20 protein-coding genes and 1 riboswitch are annotated in these 21,096 nt (G+C 45.7%); of the genes, 18 read left to right on the forward strand and 2 right to left on the reverse strand.

Annotated elements, in window-relative coordinates:
• Positions 1–53 precede the first annotated feature (53 nt).
• The 5 genes from E4U82_RS03300 to E4U82_RS03320 all read left to right on the forward strand — a co-directional run bounded on the left by E4U82_RS03300 (position 54) and on the right by E4U82_RS03320 (position 6,131).
• Entirely contained in the window at positions 54–449 is a 396-nt protein-coding gene (locus E4U82_RS03300) for a sigma factor (RefSeq protein ID WP_167751313.1), read from the forward strand.
• Between the two features lie 273 nt (positions 450–722).
• Positions 723–806, forward strand: a riboswitch (cyclic di-GMP riboswitch).
• A gap of 103 nt (positions 807–909) precedes the next feature.
• On the forward strand, positions 910–2,541 hold the full coding sequence (locus E4U82_RS03305) for a chemotaxis protein CheA (RefSeq protein ID WP_135108611.1): 1,632 nt from the start codon (positions 910–912) through the stop codon (positions 2,539–2,541).
• 588 nt (positions 2,542–3,129) lie between these two features.
• Complete coding sequence (locus tag E4U82_RS03310) at positions 3,130–3,225, forward strand: putative holin-like toxin (RefSeq protein WP_167751314.1); 96 nt, start codon at positions 3,130–3,132, stop codon at positions 3,223–3,225.
• A 457-nt stretch (positions 3,226–3,682) separates the two neighbouring features.
• A complete protein-coding gene (locus E4U82_RS03315) occupies positions 3,683–4,915 on the forward strand; it encodes a CynX/NimT family MFS transporter (RefSeq protein WP_425339504.1) in 1,233 nt (410 codons plus the stop codon).
• Positions 4,916–4,931: 16 nt separating this feature from the next.
• On the forward strand, positions 4,932–6,131 hold the full coding sequence (locus tag E4U82_RS03320) for an MFS transporter (protein WP_135108613.1): 1,200 nt from the start codon (positions 4,932–4,934) through the stop codon (positions 6,129–6,131).
• A gap of 588 nt (positions 6,132–6,719) precedes the next feature.
• Here the strand turns inward: E4U82_RS03320 and E4U82_RS03325 are convergent.
• Positions 6,720–8,375 carry an SLC13 family permease gene (locus E4U82_RS03325; protein ID WP_135108614.1) on the reverse strand — a complete coding sequence of 552 codons (1,656 nt, stop codon included), beginning with the start codon at positions 8,373–8,375 and terminating at the stop codon, positions 6,720–6,722.
• Between the two features lie 335 nt (positions 8,376–8,710).
• Here E4U82_RS03325 and pxpB point away from each other — a divergent pair, with 335 nt between their 5' ends.
• Both pxpB and E4U82_RS03335 read left to right on the forward strand, forming a co-directional pair.
• Complete coding sequence (gene pxpB / locus E4U82_RS03330; RefSeq protein ID WP_167751315.1) at positions 8,711–9,445, forward strand: 5-oxoprolinase subunit PxpB; 735 nt, start codon at positions 8,711–8,713, stop codon at positions 9,443–9,445.
• Complete coding sequence (locus tag E4U82_RS03335; protein WP_135108616.1) at positions 9,429–10,199, forward strand: LamB/YcsF family protein; 771 nt, start codon at positions 9,429–9,431, stop codon at positions 10,197–10,199. The genes pxpB and E4U82_RS03335 overlap by 17 nt, the downstream gene beginning before the upstream one ends.
• On the opposite strand, the gene E4U82_RS19780 is transcribed toward E4U82_RS03335, so the two are convergent.
• Positions 10,169–10,402 carry a hypothetical protein gene (locus tag E4U82_RS19780; protein WP_167751316.1) on the reverse strand — a complete coding sequence of 78 codons (234 nt, stop codon included), beginning with the start codon at positions 10,400–10,402 and terminating at the stop codon, positions 10,169–10,171. The genes E4U82_RS03335 and E4U82_RS19780 overlap by 31 nt on opposite strands.
• A 101-nt stretch (positions 10,403–10,503) precedes the next feature.
• Here E4U82_RS19780 and E4U82_RS03345 point away from each other — a divergent pair, with 101 nt between their 5' ends.
• From E4U82_RS03345 to E4U82_RS03395, 11 genes are all read left to right on the forward strand, one after another.
• Entirely contained in the window at positions 10,504–11,451 is a 948-nt protein-coding gene (locus E4U82_RS03345) for a 5-oxoprolinase subunit C family protein (protein ID WP_135108618.1), read from the forward strand.
• Positions 11,452–11,501: 50 nt separating this feature from the next.
• Positions 11,502–12,002, forward strand: coding sequence for a DUF1648 domain-containing protein (locus E4U82_RS03350; RefSeq protein ID WP_135108619.1), 501 nt, complete (start codon positions 11,502–11,504; stop codon positions 12,000–12,002).
• A gap of 80 nt (positions 12,003–12,082) precedes the next feature.
• Positions 12,083–13,258 carry an MDR family MFS transporter gene (locus tag E4U82_RS03355; RefSeq protein WP_135108620.1) on the forward strand — a complete coding sequence of 392 codons (1,176 nt, stop codon included), beginning with the start codon at positions 12,083–12,085 and terminating at the stop codon, positions 13,256–13,258.
• Complete coding sequence (locus E4U82_RS03360) at positions 13,259–13,987, forward strand: Cof-type HAD-IIB family hydrolase (protein WP_135108621.1); 729 nt, start codon at positions 13,259–13,261, stop codon at positions 13,985–13,987.
• 133 nt (positions 13,988–14,120) lie between these two features.
• Entirely contained in the window at positions 14,121–14,306 is a 186-nt protein-coding gene (locus tag E4U82_RS03365) for a cold-shock protein (RefSeq protein ID WP_135108622.1), read from the forward strand.
• Between the two features lie 280 nt (positions 14,307–14,586).
• Entirely contained in the window at positions 14,587–16,107 is a 1,521-nt protein-coding gene (gene exaC, locus E4U82_RS03370) for an acetaldehyde dehydrogenase ExaC (RefSeq protein ID WP_135108623.1), read from the forward strand.
• A gap of 65 nt (positions 16,108–16,172) precedes the next feature.
• The gene (locus tag E4U82_RS03375) at positions 16,173–16,526 is read left to right on the forward strand and encodes a DUF779 domain-containing protein (protein WP_135108624.1); all 354 of its coding nucleotides are present in this window, start codon (positions 16,173–16,175) and stop codon (positions 16,524–16,526) included.
• A gap of 302 nt (positions 16,527–16,828) precedes the next feature.
• Positions 16,829–17,782: an ABC transporter ATP-binding protein gene (locus E4U82_RS03380; protein WP_135108625.1), complete on the forward strand. Its 954-nt coding sequence runs from the start codon at positions 16,829–16,831 to the stop codon at positions 17,780–17,782.
• Entirely contained in the window at positions 17,779–18,555 is a 777-nt protein-coding gene (locus E4U82_RS03385; RefSeq protein WP_135108626.1) for an ABC transporter permease, read from the forward strand. The genes E4U82_RS03380 and E4U82_RS03385 overlap by 4 nt, the downstream gene beginning before the upstream one ends.
• A 230-nt stretch (positions 18,556–18,785) precedes the next feature.
• Positions 18,786–19,568, forward strand: coding sequence for a carbon-nitrogen family hydrolase (locus tag E4U82_RS03390; RefSeq protein WP_135108627.1), 783 nt, complete (start codon positions 18,786–18,788; stop codon positions 19,566–19,568).
• Between the two features lie 260 nt (positions 19,569–19,828).
• Positions 19,829–20,842: a hypothetical protein gene (locus E4U82_RS03395; RefSeq protein WP_135108628.1), complete on the forward strand. Its 1,014-nt coding sequence runs from the start codon at positions 19,829–19,831 to the stop codon at positions 20,840–20,842.
• Positions 20,843–21,096: the final 254 nt, after the last annotated feature.

The raw sequence follows: 21,096 nt of genomic DNA on the forward strand, positions 1-21,096 counted from the left end.
TGTATAATAGAAGTGTGAAAAAATTGTAAATATAAAGAGAGAAGGTGAAACGCTTGAAACAATCTTTTTTGGATCACGTCAAACAGTATGATGGATGTATTTATTTTTTTGCTCGCAGACTAGGTCTTTATGACTACTGCGGAACCTATTTTCAGGAGGGACTGTTCGGGTTGTGGGAAGCTTACAGAACGTTTGATGCAGCTAACGGGGAGTTTTCTGCCCACGCAGGTGCAAAGATTAAATCCAGGTTGTTAGACTATTGGCGTCAAAATCATAACCGATATTGGATAGGGCAGCAAATAAACAGCACATTAAAATGGGAGTTGCACGAAAATTTACGGCAAGTGCATCGGGAAGATGATCCCTATCTATTGAACGGTATTCGGTCAAAATTAACCATTAATCAATGGAAGTGGCTTTATGTGAATGTTATTTTGCCGTCTCGGTGATGATTCCCCAAAAGACGTATGCAGTAGAAGTAGAAAGTTGCGGAGCGATAAGAAGCGAAGCCGATTGGCACAGGTTGAGGACTGAAAAAGATTTCAAGGAAATAGGCATGTGATTATAAGCTGACCAAGGGACAATCAGTGATAACTTTCAGGTCAGCTTTTATGATGCTGCTGAAGCTAATTCGTTTAAGTTATGAAAATAAGTTGCTTTTTGTGAAAGGACCGTTTTATAATAAATATAGGAAAATATTACTAGTACTTTGTAACCTTGTCGGTTGAAAAAGGCAAACTATTCGAAAGGGTAGGACGCAAAGCTTAGGGTCTAACGTGATGCACTATGATCGCCTGGCTGCCAATGTAGACGGTTTAATTCTTTGGCTATTCAACTTTCCCTTGAGTAGCTCTTTATTATGTGAAAGGGTGACTGTTTTATTCGATCGTAAATGTTAGGAGGGTTTGGGTGGATACAAATGATTATATCAGCTTATTCCTTGATGATAGTAACGAACATATACAGGCCATGAATGATCATCTGTTGAAACTGGAAAAACAGCCTGGCAATATTGATATTGTCCATGCTATTTTTCGCTCGGCTCACACTCTAAAAGGGATGGCCGGATCAATGGCATTTGATGACATTGCTTCGTTAACCCATAAAATGGAAAATATTTTTGATAAAATCAGGAATAATGAGCTGGCCGTTAATGAAGAGGTTATGGAGATTCTTTTCGAAGCACTTGAGGATTTAGAGGAAATGACCCATGAGATTGGTGAAGGAGACGGTGGCAAACGAGATGTGAGAGGCCTTGTTTACCGCCTGGAACAGCTTGAAAAGGGCACTTCAGATCTGGTACATGGACAGATTGCTGCGGCAATAAATCCAGCTGCCCATGTGGAATTGGATCAATATCAGAGGACGGTACTGAAGCAAGCAAAAGAACAAGACTTCAGCACGTTGCAGATCACGATCAAATTATCCGAGGACTGTTTGTTAAAAGCAGCACGTGTCTACATGGTATTTGAAGTATTGGAGAAGCTTGGGGATATGATCAAATCGACACCTGCTGTTGAGGAATTGGAAGCGGAGAATTTCAATCAGGAATTCACGGTAATTTTATTATCAACCGCATGCTCCGGCGAAATTAAAGAACGCATACATAACATTTCCGAGGTTCAAGATGTAGTGATAGCGAATTATGACATTCGTGAAAGTGAACGTTCAGCAGATAATAGAGAAGATAGGATCGTGAATGAAATTCCAGTCGAACGATATACCAGACAGGATAAATTTAAACATACGGAAAACAAACGTGCTTCAACTAAAACGATTCGGGTAAGCAGTGAACGAATTGAACACTTAATGAATCTGTTTGAAGAGTTAGCTTTGGAGCACGGACGTCTGGAGGATATTGCAACCCAGCTGAACAATCAAGAGCTGATCGATACAACCGAACAGATATCCAAAATTTCCCGGGATATGGAGAGCTTCATGTTAACGATAAGGATGGCACCTGTCGGACAAATTTTTAATCGATTCCCGCTTATCGTCAGAGGCCTCGCAAAAGATTTAAACAAGAAAATTGATCTTAACATCATTGGAGCGGAAACAGAGCTGGATCGGGCAGTCATCGATGAGATTAGGGACCCATTGATCCATTTAATTCGCAATTCCGCTGACCATGGCATTGAACCTCCTGACAAACGAAAGGAAAAGGGCAAGCCGGAAGCAGGGAATCTGTTATTACGAGCATTTCCGTGTGGCAATCATGTTTTCATTGAGGTAGAAGATGATGGGGGCGGTATCAACCGTGAAAAAGTCATGAAGAAAGCAATTGAAAATGGACTGCTGACCGCTGAGGGTTCCGAAAACATAAAAGATGAAGCCATCCATCAATTTATTTTTGCTACCGGGTTCAGTACCGCGAAGAATGTGTCCAGCATTTCAGGCCGGGGTGTCGGGCTGGATGCAGTCCGGATGAAGATTGAATCGCTCGGCGGCGACATTTCAGTGGAATCCGAACCTGGTCTGGGGACTAAGTTTTCCATTCAATTGCCATGGAGAATGTCCAATGCTGGTAACATGACTGGTTAAAGTTCAAAGCGGAGTTTATGTCAGCTTGGGTGCCACGTCACACGGATTATTGCCCCGAATGCATTGAACAAGTAAACGGAGCTCCGGCACAGGGCACCTTTTGATTGTAATGAATGTTCAGATTAGGAAACATAAGATTGGATGCAATATGAAATGGATAGCGAAAAGCCCCGCATTTGATTGAAAGAAGTTGCGGGGCTTTTCGTCAACGGTTAAGCTCGTTTCACCTGCACACGCAATTTCGCTCAATGCTTAACCCCCCGACATGTTGCTCACCTTGTCATACGGGCATTTGCGCCTTTGAATGCTTTATCCCCTAAATGAATTACAAGCCACTAAGCCACCCCGCATATATTATACTATACAAGCATCCATCCCTCTTCTTTGTTTATCCTCATTAGACGAAGCTGTGAAAGCATTATAAATTGAAAATGATTCTAGAGGCTCAACAAGAATATGTACTAAAAAGCAATACACAAACATTTGTTCGCATATCTAGTATAATTTGTGCTATACTACTAACCAAGAGCTGTTCTTTCACGTGGGTAAACGGTTGACACGTCTTTGCCGTCAAAGGGGGTGAGGCTGTTGAGTGTTTTTGAAGTATTCATGGTACTGATTGGCTTCGGTACCCTGTTGATCGGATTGCTGGCGTTAATCATGGATATCACGAACAAAAAATAGACCTCTCATAACATGCCTAACGGAAGAAAAGAGAGGTCTATTCATGAAAAGCCGAACCACTGAAGGAACAGCTTACCCGACCACAGTGCCAGCTGTGGTCTTATTAATATATGCATATCTCTTACTACATTATACCCAGAAGTGTTGATTATGAAAAGAGAAATGATTCAAGCTTGCAGCAAGTGACATTTTTAAAAAGAAATGCCTTGAAAATGTTCACAAATCACAATGAAGTGGGTAACCCGATGAGCACCATAAATCCGGGATTCGCAAGGGTTAACCTATTTCCCGGGAAATAGGACATGCACAAGTTGCCACGCTTCATTGTTAAAACAGAAGGCCGTTGCGCTTTTAGTGCTTTTGTCATGAATGCGAGTTTTTGATGCAGACAGACGCTCCTTTTTTCTTCTATTGACCTGATGTGCTATATTAGACTATAGACTTTCAGGAAGTGGCTATGATATTCACGGTTTTAGAAGGGATCTTCAGCATGGAAAATGGTTATTCGGAAAAACTGTATCGTATTTTACTTGTAGCAGGAATTGTCATTGTCGCGTTTAATTTACGTCCTGCTATTACCTCAGTGGGACCGCTGATTGGTATCATCCGTGATGATGTCGGCTTATCCAATTGGAGTGCGGGCCTGCTCACAAGTCTGCCGTTGATTGCTTTTGCCGTCATGTCGCCGGCTGCACCGAAACTGGGGAACCGGTATTCCAATGAGCGCACATTATTACTAGGGCTTATTTTGCTCTTTGTCGGTATTTCTGCGCGCTCTATTTCGGTAATCGTCCTGCTGTTTATCGGAACATTATTTGTCGGGATGGGAATCGCAATTTGTAATGTGCTTCTACCGAGCGTTATTAAAGAAAAATTCCCGGAAAAAGTGGGGCTGATGACCAGTGTCTACACGACGGCAATGGGGGTTTTTGCTGCGTCAGCTTCAGGTTTAAGCATCCCGTTTGCGCAAGATTTACAGCTGGGCTGGCAACTGGCATTACTTGTTTGGGCGACTCCGGCAGTACTGGGAATCGTCGTTTGGAGTTATCTCTCCAGAAAAGAAAAAGCGCGTGATGATGCTGATAGGCACTATGTCGGCAGCGTGGGCGATAGCCAGATGTGGAAATCACCGCTTGCCTGGCAGGTTGCCTGTTTTATGGGCTTGCAGTCATTTTTATTTTATGTAACGATATCATGGCTCCCGGAGATTCTACATGATAACGGGTTATCTGTAACGGCTTCAGGGTGGATGCTGTCGTTCGCCCAGTTTGTCGGATTACCTGCCAGCTTTATTGTTCCGGTTGTTGCCGGCCGTCTAAGATCGCAACGGAGCATTGTGTTTGTGATGGGATTGTGTGCACTCGGCGGGTATGGTGGACTGTTGCTTGGTGAGTCGTTTACCACCATGGTGATCAGTACGATTTTGGTTGGGATTACATTAAGCGGTATGTTTGCACTTGCCCTGGCCTTTTTGGGAATGCGTGCACGCAACGCTCGGCAAGCTGCGGTATTATCCGGGATGGCGCAGTCGCTTGGTTACACGCTGGCGGCAGTAGGACCGATGTTTATAGGATACTTGTATGACGTCACGCATGCATGGTCGATACCACTTATCACGTTGATTGGAGTGGCCATTTTAGTTGTGACGTTTGGAATGGCCGCGGGACGCAACCGGTATGTGTTGGAATAATATTGGGGTGACCTGAATGGAACAGCGTGCTTATACGATTAAAGATTCATATTTTTGGCGGATTACACTCAGCCTGGCATTGGCATCATTCTTTGTTTTCGCCGGAATGTATGCCGTCCAGCCGCTCTTCCCTGTTTTTGTAAAAGAATTCGGGGTACCGGTATCGGCTTCGGGTCTGGCGTTGTCCATGACGATTGTTGGGCTGATCGTTGGCTTGATTGTACTTGGATTCTGGTCTGATCGCAGCGGACGCACGGTTTTTATCAAACTGTCACTGGCTGGAGCATCGATTCCGTTTCTGCTCATTCCGCTTTCAGATTCGTTTTTGCTGCTGATTGTTCTCAGGCTTCTGCAGGGATTTGCGCTGGCGGGACTTCCAGCGGCTGCACTGGCTTACTTGAGTGAGGAGATAGATAGACGCAGTGTCCATGTAGCGACAGCGCTGTACATATCCAGTAATGCACTTGGCGGTATGGTTGGACGTGTCATGACCGGGTATTTAACCGATCACTTTTCATGGGAAATGGCCTTTTATGTACTTGCAGTGTTGGGGTTAGTTATTTTGGTTGCGGTGATGTTCATGCTGCCAACATCACGCTTTTTTGCTCCGAGTCAATTGCCGTTTTCCAATGACTTGAAGGCGTTTATCTTTCATTTGAAAAATCCGTCTTTGCTGCTCGTCTTTGGCCTTGGGATTGTGTTGCAGTTTTCCTTCACCGGCATTTGGACGTATTTGCCGTTTTATCTGGAAGCACCACCGTTTTCGTTACCCCTTGAAGCGATTTCGTATATGTTCTTTGCATATGGACTGGGTGTCATCGGTTCACCTGCTGCCGGCTGGGTTGCAGGGCGTTTCAGTTTGCGGACTGTCCGATTTGTTGGCGTTATTGTTATGGCGGTGGGCTTTTTGATTACCCTAGGGTCTGCTTTATGGATGATTGTCGTGGGGCTTTGTGTAGCATGTCTGGGGTTTTTCACGGCCCATTCGTTAACGGCTTCATCCGTTGCAGAGGAAGTAACTCACCATAAGGGGAGTGCCTCCAGCTTGTATCTGGTATCTTATTATATCGGCGTTGCCCTCGGAAGTTCCGTGCTTGGACCATTATGGAGCAGCTGGGGTTGGTCGGGACTCATCATTCTGCTTGCCTGTATTCCAGCTGTTTATGTCGTAATGATCCGATTGTTTCAAAGCAAACACCAAAAACCCGCTTCTTAGCATAAAACTGTTCGCTGTTTTTGACGCAAAATCCATAAACTGCGACATATTTACTGGAATGTCGACTTCTCGCGCACCGTCCGGGATCGCTACGGGCGGATGCTTTCCGCGGGCAACGCTTCAGCTTCCTCGGAAGCAAAAACCGCTTCCTGCGGGATCTTCAGCTGTTGCTTTTCCCGCAGGAGTCACCGCCCTCCGCTCACCCGGACTAATGAAGTGGTTTTAAACGTATTTCTATCACGACTCCTAGACCAGTCAATAAAACCAGCGGAGGAAATACACGGAGACTCCTGTGGGAGCAGAGGCCTGGATGAGACCCCTTAGTGCTTAGCTCGAGGAGGCTCATCAGCCGCCCACGGAAAGCGACGAGCAAAACATCCGCCGAGTTAGCTGCGAGTTGCGAGGAGTGCTGCTTCCCGCAATCACTTGCAACACGACGAGCACCAAGTGTATTTCCGCAGCGGCAGTTTAACACTCATGCAACGTTACGTCGCCGTTTATCTTAACAACGTAAAACAAAATTTATAAAAAAACCTAATATAAAAAAGCAGGTAATTGCTATGACGGCAATTACCTGCTTTTTAACAGTTATTTTTTCATCATTTCCGGTATCTCGGTCAGATCGATGTCCCATGCGATAGGGAGCCAGAAATAAATGGCAACTGTGGCGAGCAGGACCCCGAATAGGTTCAGGGCAATCCCTGCTTTGGCCATGTCCGGGATCCGCAAATAGCCCGAACCGAACACAACCGCGTTTGGCGGTGTTGCAACAGGCAGCATGAAAGCACTGGAAGCAGCGACACCTGCAGCCACCATCACCGTGAACGGATGAACACCGAGGGCAACGGCAAGTGATGCCATAATCGGATACATCATGTTGGCTGTTGCCGTATTCGATGTGATTTCGGTCAGGAAAATAACCATCGCGGTAACAACGAGCAATACGATGAATAAATGAACACCTTCAAGCACAGTGAGCTGGTTACCGATCCATTCGGACAGTCCTGATTCTGTGAATCCGCTGGCGATTGCCAGACCACCACCAAACAGAAGGAGAATTCCCCACGGGAGTTTGACAGCTGAATCCCAGTCAAGCAAGTGATCGCCTTTCCTGTTTTTGGCTGGAATGATAAACAGAATAATCGCCGCTATCATGGCAATAATCGCATCACTAATATTTTCATTGACAAATTCAGTCAGCACAAATGAACGTGTGATCCATGCCAGGGCAGCAAACGTGAATACGGTCAACACTGCTTTTTCTTCAAAGGATGCCTGGCCAAGCTCATCCTTTTGTTCCTGGATAATTTCTCGCCCCCCAGGAAGCTGATTCATTTTTTGCGGGTAGGCGATTTTTACCAGATAAAACCAAACAACAAAAATAAACAGCCAAGCAACAGGCACACCAAACAGCATCCATCCAGCAAAGGAAATTTCAATGCCGTACATGTTGCTGACAACACCTGCAAGCGCGGTGTTCGGCGGTGTACCAATCAAGGTTGAGATTCCCCCGACGGACGCGGAGTAGGCAATGGCCAGCATCAGGGCTTTTCCGAATCCGAAATTCTCTTTGGACGTATCAACCGAATCGTTGTCCTTTAGCTGCTCGGATACCTGATAGATAATCGCCAGTCCGATGGGTACCATCATCATCGCAGTTGCCGTATTGGAAATCCACATCGACAGAAACCCAGTCGCGACCATAAAGCCGAGTATGATGCGTTCTGTATTAGTTCCGATAATCGAAATGATGGTCAAAGCGATCCGCCTGTGCAAATTCCATTTTTCCATGGCTAACGCGATCATAAAGCCGCCCATGAACAAAAAAATGGTATCGTCCCCATACGATGATGTGGTTGGGCCGATATCAAGGCCTCCTGTCAGTGGGAAAAGGATGATCGGCAAGAGCGATGCAGCCGGAATTGGAATCGCCTCGGTCATCCACCAGATGGCAACCCACAGCGTGCTGGCAAGTACGGCCTGTCCGGCATCTGACAGTCCCTCAGGCTGGAAAAATAATAATGTTAATATAAACAAAATAGGACCTGAAAATAATCCGATCAATTGTGCGGGTGTGTACGAACGTTTCGTATTCCCGCCATCTCCACCACTGGATTCTTTAGTGCTGTTTGGATTCGTGCTGTCAGACCCCACTCTCGATTCATTCGGTCGTACGAAAAAACGAAGCAGATCTTTTGCCTGATCATGTTTGTCCCAGAGCCAGTCCCATGCAGCAGTCATCATAGAATTCCTCCTTTTTTAAAGCATCAGAAAGTATAAGGTGTGGGCGGCCTTATATGAAAAACGACTCATTCACGAAAGTACGCGTGAATGTGAGCTTTTCTAAAAGTTAAATAATCGAATGAGAAAAGAAACCGTTAACAACGGTCGGAATTATTAATAGTATACTTGATAGATTCTGCTGCAGGCAAACAATTTTGACTCTATTTCAATCAGAGCGTCTACAACGCTATTCGTAAGTATGCTATGATGATGCTAAGAATATTTGTCAGACAATATAGAGTTGTTCAAACATGGCCCATCGAACAATTCATTTTTTACGTAATGGAGCGGTATATATGTCATTTTCTATACAGGCTGTTGGTGATTCAGCTGTTAAAATTCAGTTTTTAGGCAATGTGACGCCTGACTTAAACAAAGAGATTCAGTTTTTTTCAAGGAAGTTGCACCGTACTCAAATACCGGGCGTAGTGGAGTGGGTGCCGGCGTATGATTCGGTAACTGTCTATTATCAGCCACATCAGATCAGCTATCGGGAACTTTGCACGCAAATCGATCACGTATGGCAACTGGAAATAGAGCCGGATGGAATCGAGCCGCGGTGTCTAACCATTCCGGTTATCTATGGCGGAGGATATGGTCCTGATTTGGAACGAGTTGCTGCTGTTAATGGCTTTTCAACTAAGGAGGTTGTGTCACAGCATATTCAGGGAGAATACCTCGTCTATATGCTCGGATTTTTACCCGGGTTTCCGTACCTTGGCGGTTTGGACGAACGAATTGCCACACCCAGACTGGAAGTACCTCGCAGGGAAACGCCAGCCGGTGCAGTCGGCATCGCTTCTAAGCAGACCGGTATTTATCCAATTACATCACCGGGCGGGTGGAATATTATTGGGAAAACCCCGGTTCAATTGTTTGATATCGGCGCAGAGGAGGCATTTTTGTTTCGGCCTGGTGACAAGGTGCAATTTTATGAAATTGAGGAAAAGGAATATAAGGATATCAGAGAGTGTATTTCTGAAGGCAGTTTTGAGATCGGGAGGCTGATCCAAGATGACAAAGCGGATTGATTTAAATTGCGATATGGGTGAAAGTTTCGGCATGTATACGATAGGCGCAGATGAGCGGCTGCTACCTTATATCACCTCGGCGAATATTGCATGCGGTGCACATGCCGGTGATCCGGCCGTCATGGAACGGACGGTCCAATTGGCAAAACAACATGGCGTGGCTGTTGGTGCACATCCTGGTTTTCCGGATATTGCCGGTTTCGGGAGGCGAATGATTGACTATTTACCGGATGAAGTCTACCAAATGGTTGTACAGCAAATCGGCAGTCTGCAGGCATTTTGCACGGTCCATAATGTCAAGATGCAGCATGTAAAGCCACATGGAGCACTTTATAATGCAGCTGCGAAAAGTCGTTCTACGGCAGATGCTATTGCCCGCGCAGTGCGGGATGTTAATGGTGAGTTACTGTTGTTTGGCTTAGCCGGAAGTGAGCTGCTGACTGCCGGGCGTGAAGCGGGATTGCATGTCGCCTCAGAAGTTTTCGCTGACCGGACATATCAGGCAGATGGCAGTTTGACTCCGCGCTATGAAGCTGACGCGTTGGTAACGGATGTGGATGAAGCGGTATTGCAGGTTGAAGGGATGCTACAAACCGGGACTGTTCGTGCGGTTGGCGGTGAGCAGGTGGTAATTGAATCAGATACGATTTGTGTGCATGGGGATGGATCACATGCCGTTACGTTTGCGGAAAAATTGCGTACAGCTTTGGAACGAGACGGTGTTCATGTGAAAGCAATCGGCTGTAATGATTGAAAGACACGTGCCGCCAACTCGAGCGAGAGCGGCTGAAACTCGAGCAGGAAGACCGTCAACTCGAGCGAGAGCGGCTGAAACTCGAGCAGGAGGGCCGCCAACTCGAGCGAGAACGGCTGAAACTCGAGCAGGAGGGACGTCAACTCGAGCGGAAACGCCGCCGACTCGTGCGACGGCGCAAACATTTCGCGCAATAACGACACCGTTTGAGCCTTTCCAAACCGGTACAATCTCTCACAAGGCTGATTTTTGGCACGTGCCAAAAGTCTTCCGATTCCGAATCGAAAATTAAAGTGGTGATCATATGCAACAGCAAACAATCTTCCATGTTCATAAGCCAGGCGTCATGACAACCTTCCAGGACCTTGGCCGAACTGGTTACCAGCAATATGGTGTGCCGGTCTCCGGGGCAATGGATCAATTTTCCCTGCAAATGGCAAATATCCTTGTGGGCAATCCCCGCAATACCGTGGGTCTTGAAGTAACTTTAATAGGTCCTGAGCTTGAGGCAGTTTCCACCATCCCCATTACCGCTGCGATCACAGGTGCAGCGCTGGAACCAAAGGTGAACGGTACACCCGCTCCGATGTGGCAATCATTCCAGCTGAAGCAGGGTGACCGGCTGACTTTCGGCAAACATGAGGCGGGTGTTCGTGCGTATATAGCTGTGGCGGGCGGCTTTGACGCCCCAACATTTTTCGGGAGTCAGTCGACCGACATCAAAAGCGGATTTGGGGGTCCGTTGGAAAAACACCAGACCATTCAGGGCGTTCCGCTGCAAACAAAACCTGGGAGGGGGTTGTTACAGACTGAAAGACCCGTTTATCCAAGTGTCCTTAACGTATCCATTGTAGAGGGTCCACATATGGATTATTTCAACAGACAAGAACTAGACCGATTTTATAGCCAAAGCCACGTGGTTGATACCAGTTCCAATCGAATGGGCTATCGTCTGAAGTCGAAGTCAATCAGGCATCAACACACCGCCGATATCTGGTCAGATGCGGTCCCCTTTGGTGGCATACAGATACCAGGCAACGGGCAGCCCATTATACTGATGGCTGACAGACAAACGACGGGCGGTTATCCACGGATTGGTACGATTATATCGGCCGACTTGCCTAAACTTGCCCAATTGGTGCCCAAAGGAAAAATTCGCTTCCACCCGGTTTCGGTCGAAGCGGCCCAGCAGCGGGCGGTTCAATTGGAAATATTTCTATATAAAATGGCGACATTCACCAAGCATTCGTAACTGTGGAGGTTGTTTCGGGTTATTATAATACATTTCAGGAGGTGAAGAGCATGGACCTGACTCAGCCAAAAATTCATGTCCCCGCTTCTGTGGCGGAAAAAGTGATTCATACCATTACGCTGCTTCTAATCATCGCGGCATTCGTTTACACGATGATGGTATATCCCGGCCTGCCTGAACCCATTCCAATCCATTTCAATGCACAGGGTGATGTGAATAATTGGGGAAGCAAGGCAATCATTTTCTTGCTCCCGGCTATTTCACTCGTGCTGTTTATCGGGCTGTATTTTCTAAATAAAGTGCCGCATATTTATAATTTGCCGGTAAAGGTGACAGAGGAAAATGCATCCCGTATTTATTCGCTCGCCCGTACAATGATGGCGATTTTCAACTTTGAAATGGCGGCCATCTTCACCTATGTAACGTTTGAGATAATCCAAGTGGCACAGGGTGGCTCCGGCACATTGGGCGTATGGTTTATAGTGGCAGTGTTTCTTGTTCCGCTTGGCACGATTGGGCTTTTCATTCAGCCAATGCGGCACCGGCAATAGTATAGATCGATCCATTGCTTAGTTTCACGAAATATATTACAATAACTTGGATTGATGGTAAAAGAAGCGGGTTGATCGATGTGCCGAAATTTGTCTGGCTGTTGGTGATTGGAACAGCTATTAATGTCACAGGGGCCTCGTTTTTGTGGCCACTGAATACCATTTATATGCATAATGAACTCGGCAGGACGCTTGCTTTTGCCGGGTTCATTTTGGCGTTAAATCAGGGCGCCTCAATAGTTGGAAACCTTGTGGGCGGCCTGCTGTTTGATAAATTCAGTGCGTACAAAACAGTATTGATTGGCACGGGAACGGCTTTTGCGGCAGCAGCCACCCTGGCACTTAATCACAGTATTGTGTCGTATTCGATTTTACTCGTGGTGATCGGTTTTAGCGCTGGTATGACCTGGCCGGTGATGTTCGCTATGGCTGGTTCCGCCTGGCCTGAAGGGGGGAGACGCGCCTTTAATGCCGTTTATGTTGCCCGGAATGTAGGTGTTGCGCTCGGTGCTGCCCTGGCAGGCTATATAGCTGATTTATCGTTTGACTATGTATTCATTGCGAATGCCTCACTGTTTGGTCTGTTTTTTATTTTTGCCCTGACAATGTATCACCAAATGGATGCAGAACGGAATAACCGCATGCATACATCGGTCATTGAACAGAGCGAGAAAATCAAGGATAAAACAGCTTTTATGGCCTTAATGATTTTGTGCAGCGGCCTGATGATTACGTGGATTGGCTATAGTCAGTGGCAGTCAACCATTGCTTCCCATACACAGGATATCGGGATTCCACTTGACCAGTACAGCTTGCTGTGGGCGATGAATGGTTTTCTGATTGTCATTGGGCAGCCACTGATTAAATGGACCACCAGCCGAATTACATCGGAAAAGAAACAAATATACCTGGGGACGACCATCTTCCTCGTCTCTTTTCTCGTCGCGATGTTTGCGCAGGAATTTACATTTTTCGCTATAGCCATGATTATTTTAACGTTAGGCGAGATGCTCGTCTGGCCGGCTGTTCCAACATTGGCGCATAAACTGGCGCCAAAAGGACACGCGGGATTTTATCAGGGAATCGTTAACAGTGTTGGCTCTGCCGGTCGGATGGTTGGCCCGTTTCTCGGCGGTTTGACTGTTGATCTTTACAATATTGAGGTATTATTCTTTGTATTATTAGGTTTGCTGCTAATCCCGTATGTCACCACACGCATGTATGATACAGGAGTAACCCAAAAGAGGAGCGTCTAAATGGATATTAAATTGATCGCATTGGATATGGATGGGACATTGTTGAACAGTGAGGGAGCTATTTCTAATTTTAATCGGGAAAAAATTGCACAAGCACTGGCCAAGGATGTCCATGTTGTGTTAAGTACCGGCCGTTGGTTTAATACGTGCTACCCGTATGCTGAATCGCTGAAACTGCCTTCCTTTCTAATTACGTGCAACGGCGGTGAAATCTGGACTGTTGAACAAGAATTGAAAGAACGCCACCTGCTTGATCCTGAACGCGTTAAGTTAATGTGGGAATTGGCAAAAAGCATGGAACTGAACACCTGGATGATTTCAACTGACAAGGTCTGGTACAGTTCAGGTCCGGACGATTTTTCCGCCCACGAATGGCTCAAGTTCGGCTGTGATTCTGACGATAAAGAAAAATTGGACACCATTGTCAAGGAACTTTCGCATTATGATGATCTTGAACTGACGAATTCACTTCCAACGAACATCGAGGTGAACCCACAAGGCGTCAGTAAAGCAAGCGCGCTTAACACAGTTTGTAAGGAAATTGGTATTGGGATGGAAAATGTGATGGCAGTCGGGGACAGTCTGAATGATATCAAAATGATTCAAGACGCCGGTATCGGTGTGGCAATGGGCAATGCCCAGGAAGCAATTAAACAGGCAGCCGATTCTGTGACGGATACCAACAATCACCACGGTGTCGGCAAAGCTATTGAAAAATTTGTGCTGTAAAATTGGACCATTGTCCTTCTATTTGAACGTTTTTGCACATATACTGTCATAGCAACGATCTCAGATTACGATATTTTACTATTATATGACAAAAGCGTATAATAAGTATAATACCATGAAAGGGGATGCTGTTATGTCATTTTCCCGTGGACCAAAACAACCCGTTCCGGAAGTGGAAACAAATGTATGGTCATGTACAAATGAAGACTGTGCAGGCTGGATGAGGGAATCATTTAGTTTTAATGAAGAACCGGAATGTCCGCTCTGTCACGCTTCAATGGAAAAAGAAGTACGTGTACTTCCTGAACTGGAACATTGAAGATGACATGAAAGCTGCAATGAAACATCAGAATAACGCTCTAATCAAGGTGTCTGTGACTGGCATCTTTTTATAATGGGCCAAAAACTGATACCGGAAACCTGCTTTCATACGATTAGAAAGCCGCCTTACTTGTACTATAAGTAAGGTGGCTTTTAGTTTTTATCCAGATAAACTGGTGGAATAATTCAGAATATAATGGTATAGTGTAAAGTAGATGAGTCATCCAGAACCTTCATCATAATTGTAACCGCTTACAATAAAAAGGAGGAATAGCAGGATGCAGTACGCGAATCCGAATACGGAAGGCGCAAAGGTCAACTTTCAAAAACGGTATGACAATTACATTGGCGGGGAATACCGTCCACCAGCAAATGGGAAGTACTTTGAAAATGTAAGTCCGGTAACGGGGAAGGTTTTCTGTGAGTTGGCCAGGTCGACGAAAGAAGACGTGGAAGCTGCTGTTGACGCGGGTTATGCAGCCAAAGATGCGTGGGCAAAGACGTCTGTGACGGAACGCGCAAATATTTTAAATAAAATTGCTGACCGGATGGAAGAAAATATGGAGAAACTGGCGGTCGCTGAAACATGGGATAACGGTAAAGCGGTCAGGGAAGAACTGGCAGCCGACATACCGCTCGCGATTGATCACTTCCGTTATTTTGCGGGGGCTATCCGGGCTCAGGAAGGCGGCATCAGTCAGATCGATAACGACACGGTCGCCTATCATTTTCATGAGCCACTCGGCGTTGTCGGGCAAATTATCCCGTGGAACTTCCCGATTTTAATGGCGACTTGGAAGTTGGCGCCGGCCCTCGCTGCAGGTAATTGTGTCGTACTGAAACCGGCTGAGCAGACACCGGCATCGATTCATGTTTTGCTTGATTTGATTAAGGATTTGCTGCCTGCGGGTGTTCTCAACTTGGTCAACGGGTTTGGTGTGGAAGCCGGTAAGCCGCTAGCTTCCAACAGCCGGATTTCCAAGATTGCCTTTACGGGTGAGACAACGACAGGCCGACTGATTATGCAATACGCTTCGGAAAATATTATTCCAGTAACCCTTGAGCTGGGCGGAAAATCACCGAATATTTTCTTCTCGGATGTGATGGATAAGGATGACGCATTTTTGGATAAAGCCATCGAAGGCCTTGTCATGTTTGCCCTGAACCAGGGAGAAGTCTGTACGTGTCCGTCGAGAGCGCTTGTTCATGAATCGATTTATGATGAATTTATGGAACGAGCGGTTAAGCGGGTTAACGAAATCAAAATTGGTCACCCGCTTGATACAGAAACGATGATGGGGGCTCAAGCATCACAAGAGCAGATGGAGAAAATCAAGTCATATCTGGACATCGGCAAACAGGAAGGTGCAGAAGTGTTGACTGGTGGCGAGGTCAATCAATTGGACGGTGATATGGCAGAGGGCTATTATATTCAGCCGACGATTTTTAAAGGCGATAATAAAATGCGCGTTTTCCAAGAAGAAATTTTTGGACCGGTGCTTGCCGTCACGACGTTCAAAGACGATGACGAGGCCATGGAAATTGCCAATGATACGCTTTATGGACTTGGCGCCGGCGTCTGGACGCGGAATATCAATACAGCCTATCGTTTCGGACGCGGTATTGAAGCAGGTCGTGTCTGGACGAACTGCTATCACAAGTACCCGGCACATGCTGCATTCGGTGGCTACAAAAAATCCGGTATCGGCCGTGAAAACCATTTGATGATGCTTGATCACTATCAGCAGACAAAAAATCTATTAATCAGCTACAGTGAAGATCCGGATGGGTTGTTTTAAGCTGTATCGCTGTTGGTGGAGGTAATTAGTTTTTCCGCATAAACTATACAGAAGGGGTGTGACAAATGGTAGAACGTGTAACGGCGACTGATGAAGCATTGAAGCTGATCGACACCTTGGCTGAAATCCACGGACCGCTCATGTTCCATCAATCAGGCGGCTGTTGTGATGGCAGTTCGCCAATGTGTTTTCCGCGGGGCGAATTCCGGGTCGGTGAATCAGACATGTTGCTTGGGGAAATCGGCGAAACACCTTTCTACATGTCAAAGGACCAATATGACTATTGGAAACATACCCAGCTGATCATCGATGCCGTCGACGGCCGCGGTGGGATGTTTTCGTTGGAAGGCCCAGAAGGCAAGCGATTCCTGACGCGGTCCAGAGTGTTCAATGAAGAAGAACGCGAGGCACTAAAATAAGATGAAATCCATGCAGTTTAGGGGGGCTGCATGGATTTTTTAAGTGGGACAAAGGGTCAGACCCTTTGTCCCATTCAGCCTGAAATCGGAAACTTCGGCCCGAGAAAGAAAACTCCGTTCCGACAGTCCAATCTTCACCCCAAAATAACCCATCTCCATCTGACTCAGCACCAACGGACTAAACTTGTCGAAAGCTGATGCCACATCAGACTCAAGACTGACAGCAAAAACCCCAAATGACTGATGTATAATTTACAAAAATCAGTATACTAAAGATATCAACGATTCAGGGAGGCAGGGAAATGGAATCAATCATTTCGGTAAAGGGCATTTATAAATCGTACAAAAAGCGAAAGTCCAGCGAAATATTCACCGCCGTCAACGATCTATCCTTTGACGTCGGAAAGGGTGAAATTGTCGGCTTGCTCGGTCCGAATGGTGCCGGAAAAACGACGACCATCAAAACGATCTGCGGGCTGCTTGTTCCAGATCAGGGCTCTGTGACGATCAATGGTTTCGACAGTCTTAAAGACCGCGATAAAGCGCTCCGCCACATCAGCGCCGTTCTGGAAGGGAATCGTAACATATACTGGCGCCTTACAGTCTATGAAAATCTCGTCTATTTTGCCGGCAATCGCGGCGTGCCGAAAAAAGATATCCGCCGGAAAGTTGACGAATTGCTCAGCTTATTTCAGCTTCAAGACAAAAAAGATGAACTCGTTAATAATCTATCACGCGGCATGCAGCAAAAACTCGCTGTTTCCGTAGCGATGCTGGCAGACACAGATGTTGTGTTACTCGATGAACCAACATTGGGACTCGATGTCGAAACAGGCTATGAAGTACGGGATTTATTACGGAAAATTGCCCGCGACCAGGGGAAAACCATCATTATCAGTACCCACGATATGCCGGTTGTACAGGATTTATGCGAGCGAACGATCATCATCAATGCCGGCAAAGTGGTGGCAGATGAGCGCGTTGAAGAGCTTTTAAAATTGTTCGAGACGAGTGCTTACCAAATTGAATTACAGGAACCACTCACCGACGAACAGCAAACCATGTTGTTGGCCCAATTTCCAATTCACCAATGGGAAGCCCTCACATTAAAGGTTAATCTTGATCAGGAACAGGATATTTTCAAGCTGATGGATATTTTGAAACAAAATGAAACACCAATTGAAACCATCAACCGGACTGAAATTAATTTTGAGCAGGTCTTCCGCAAACTTGTGAATGAAGGGGTGGCATCATGACAGCATTTTGGAATGTATTAAGGGTCAACACGATGATGGAGTTTCTTGAACTGAGACGATACAAAGCCAACACGATCAGTCTGCTTTTGACATTTTATATTATTTTTGTCGGGATGATGTTTGGCATTCAGGTGGTCGGTGACCCAGCACAGGCCAGCACGAACACACAATATGTGATTGTCAACTATATTTTCTGGTACTTTGGCATGATGACCCTGCAATCAATTGGCTGGACGATATCGGATGAAGCCATGAAAGGTACACTTGAGCAACTGTACATGTCACCGGTCAAACCGTGGAAAATCCTTCTTTCCCGATTGCTTGGCACCATTTTTAATCATTTTGTCCTGGTGGTAGTGCTCTTGTTTTTATCAATGGCGACAGCTGGTGAGTGGCTGAACGTAAACCCAGTAACCATTTTTCCGATTTTGGTGTTGACATTGGCTGGCATGATCGGCACGAGTTTTATCGTCGCCGGGATGGCCCTTGTTTTCAAGCAAATCAACGCATTTCTGCAAATCCTTCAATTTATCGTCGCCGGTCTGACATTCGTCCCACTGTCGGTTGCCCCATTTATGGTGGGAGCGCCATTTGTCAAAGGGGTCGATATGACGCGGCAGATAATGATTCATGGCTATACGCTGGCTGACTTTTCAATGGGTGACTATGCCTGGCTAATTGGCAATACGGTGGTCTATGGCATCATTGGTTTTGTCTTTTATAATGCCTGTGAAAAGCATGCGATGCAAAAAGGGCTGCTCGGCCATTATTAAGGCACTGAAACGTAAAAATCGTTGTTCCTATGCGGGATGACGATTTTTTTGCCCGCTGATTTGGATAGATGGTTCTATGCCTCTGTTTATACTACAATCGAATTAGAAATTGATTTAAGGGTACCATTTCAAAAAATATCATAAAAATTATTTGGCATGCCCCTTTTTCCGGTTTGGTTTCGATTATAATGAAGGAAGAGTCTGATTTTTACAAGGAGGTATCGGTTGATATGAAGAAAAAGATTGCGCTGATTCAAATGGATGTGACGTATGGTGACCCGAAAGTGAATTTTGCCCGTGTCTCGAAACGGGTGATGGACGCTGTGCAGACTGGCGCTGATATTGTTGTGCTGCCGGAGCTGTGGGATACAGGCTATGACTTGGAACGTCTTGACGTGCTGGCAGACAAAGATGCCAAAGCAACGATCGAATTCCTGAGTGATCTGGCAAAAGAATTGAACGTTGTCATTGTCGGTGGCTCTGTTGCCGAGCAGGCTGATGACGGCAAGCGCAATACAATGCTTGTCGTCGATCAAAACGGTCAGCTCATCCACAAATATAGCAAACTGCATCTGTTCCAACTGATGGATGAGCACTTACACCTTGTTGAAGGACAGGATGAAGCTGATTTTGAATTGAATGGTGTCCCGTCAGCCGGTTTTATCTGTTACGACATCCGCTTTCCGGAATGGTTGCGCAAATCGGCGGTGAATGGAGCGAAAGTCATGTATGTCGTAGCAGAATGGCCTAAGCCTCGTATTGATCATTGGCGTACACTGCTTCAGGCTCGCGCAATTGAAAACCAATGTTTCGTTGTGGCCTGCAACCGGGCGGGGTCAGATCCGAACAATGAATTCGGCGGTATGTCGCTTGTCGTGGACCCATGGGGTGAGATCGTTAAAGAAGGTGGCAGCGAGGAGAAAATTATCCTGGCTGAAATCGATTTGGATAAGGTGGATGAAGTGCGACGGAGAATACCGGTATTTCGGGATCGGCGGGAAGAGTGGTATTAAGGTTTAGTTTTTGGTGGGGTGTGCATTTTTTTGTATGGATACCGTGCTCAATTAATGTTTGGTTCGCTTCCAAAAAGGTCACGCGTTCACTTTTAAACAATATATATAACGTTTTTATTTAAAAGAGACCGTTTTTGGGAGCTAACTATATTTAGTTAGATAGTAAACATTAAGTACTCAACAATAAAGAGGCGTTTATCACAAACACGCTTGATTAACATAAGTTAATAAAGAAATATTTTCAAAAAGGAGTGTTCCCTTTGCCAAACCTCCATTATTACGTGACCGGCAACACAGCGGAAGGTCTGGTCAACCAGCTTGATACAAATCTTCATAATATCAGCCGGATTATTGCGTTACAACATCCGTCCGCAGCATTAAAAACGACCATTATCAACCAACTTGCAGAACAATACAGAAATAACCATCTCGAGATCCTCGAAAGCGCCCTTGGAAATGACTATCTTGACGGAATTATCATTCGTGAAAAGTCCCTGGCTGTCATCGACGAAAAGGTGGCAACAACAAGCACTGAAACAATCGACTTAACAGCGGCCTTTCCAGCAGAGGAACAAGACCAAACGAAGATTAACCGCCACACGCAACAAGCATACGACAGTTTCGTGGAAGGTCTGAAAATCCATGATGACCTTGAAGCCATATACATCGATCAAATGGATTTCGAGCACGCGGATGCGTTTGCGGAACAATTTATCCATGATTTGCTTCAAAACATACCGAGTAAGAGCCGTCGACCGCACACGTACACACGTCTATTCGGCACCAACACGGCTGATGGTGTAGTGAATGTTGTGCCCCATCTCATCAAAGACTTAAAAAATGTCCACTTTATTAAGGGACGTGCTGGAACCGGGAAGTCGGTATTCATGAAAAAAATTGCTGATGCATGTGCAGACCATGGCTTTGACGTGGAATTGTATTACTGCAGTTTTGATCCGAATAGTGTTGACATGGTGCTGGTGCGTGAATTGGATTTTTGTATTTTTGACAGCACTGATCCACATGAATTTTTCCCTGAAAAAGATGGTGACGTGACAGTTGATTTGTATAAGGAATTTGTTGTGCCAGGAACGGATGAGAAATATGCAGCAGAGATCCATGATGCGCACACACGTTATAAGTCCTGTATGAAAAAAGGTGTTCAGTGGTTGAAAGAGGCTGGCAATCTGCGTCAGGAAATTGAGAATTACTATATGGAGAGTATTTCTAAAGAGGCTGTTTCGCAATATGTGAAATCTATTCCAACAGTATGAAAACGTGCCGCTGAGTCTTAGGATGAGAGGCTTCTTTATTGATACCTGATTGATAATGACTCATTGAAAAAATCTGTAGAGACTATGAATTGGGACGATTTTTTCTTCCAAAACATAAAAATATATGTTATGATTCATCAATAACGCAATGATTGGCCGACCTGTGCCAATTAATAAAAATGAATGTCGTGTTCCCTGCTATGATAACCATAGCAGGGAATCTCTATTTTCGGGAATTTTACTCTCTATTAATA

Source organism: Lentibacillus salicampi (assembly GCF_004565465.1).
GTDB lineage: Bacteria > Bacillota > Bacilli > Bacillales > Amphibacillaceae > Lentibacillus > Lentibacillus salicampi.

What these genes read in the sequence shown, in the direction of transcription:
- E4U82_RS03315 (WP_425339504.1), top strand. Translation starts at nt 3,683, where the DNA reads ATGATATTCACGGTTTTAGAAGGGATCTTCAGCATGGAAAATGGTTAT.
- E4U82_RS03320 (WP_135108613.1), top strand. Translation starts at nt 4,932, where the DNA reads ATGGAACAGCGTGCTTATACGATTAAAGATTCATATTTTTGGCGGATT.
- E4U82_RS03325 (WP_135108614.1), bottom strand. Translation starts at nt 8,375, where the DNA reads ATGATGACTGCTGCATGGGACTGGCTCTGGGACAAACATGATCAGGCA.
- pxpB (WP_167751315.1), top strand. Translation starts at nt 8,711, where the DNA reads ATGTCATTTTCTATACAGGCTGTTGGTGATTCAGCTGTTAAAATTCAG.
- E4U82_RS03335 (WP_135108616.1), top strand. Translation starts at nt 9,429, where the DNA reads ATGACAAAGCGGATTGATTTAAATTGCGATATGGGTGAAAGTTTCGGC.
- E4U82_RS03345 (WP_135108618.1), top strand. Translation starts at nt 10,504, where the DNA reads ATGCAACAGCAAACAATCTTCCATGTTCATAAGCCAGGCGTCATGACA.
- E4U82_RS03350 (WP_135108619.1), top strand. Translation starts at nt 11,502, where the DNA reads ATGGACCTGACTCAGCCAAAAATTCATGTCCCCGCTTCTGTGGCGGAA.
- E4U82_RS03360 (WP_135108621.1), top strand. Translation starts at nt 13,259, where the DNA reads ATGGATATTAAATTGATCGCATTGGATATGGATGGGACATTGTTGAAC.
- E4U82_RS03365 (WP_135108622.1), top strand. Translation starts at nt 14,121, where the DNA reads ATGTCATTTTCCCGTGGACCAAAACAACCCGTTCCGGAAGTGGAAACA.
- exaC (WP_135108623.1), top strand. Translation starts at nt 14,587, where the DNA reads ATGCAGTACGCGAATCCGAATACGGAAGGCGCAAAGGTCAACTTTCAA.
- E4U82_RS03375 (WP_135108624.1), top strand. Translation starts at nt 16,173, where the DNA reads ATGGTAGAACGTGTAACGGCGACTGATGAAGCATTGAAGCTGATCGAC.
- E4U82_RS03380 (WP_135108625.1), top strand. Translation starts at nt 16,829, where the DNA reads ATGGAATCAATCATTTCGGTAAAGGGCATTTATAAATCGTACAAAAAG.
- E4U82_RS03385 (WP_135108626.1), top strand. Translation starts at nt 17,779, where the DNA reads ATGACAGCATTTTGGAATGTATTAAGGGTCAACACGATGATGGAGTTT.
- E4U82_RS03390 (WP_135108627.1), top strand. Translation starts at nt 18,786, where the DNA reads ATGAAGAAAAAGATTGCGCTGATTCAAATGGATGTGACGTATGGTGAC.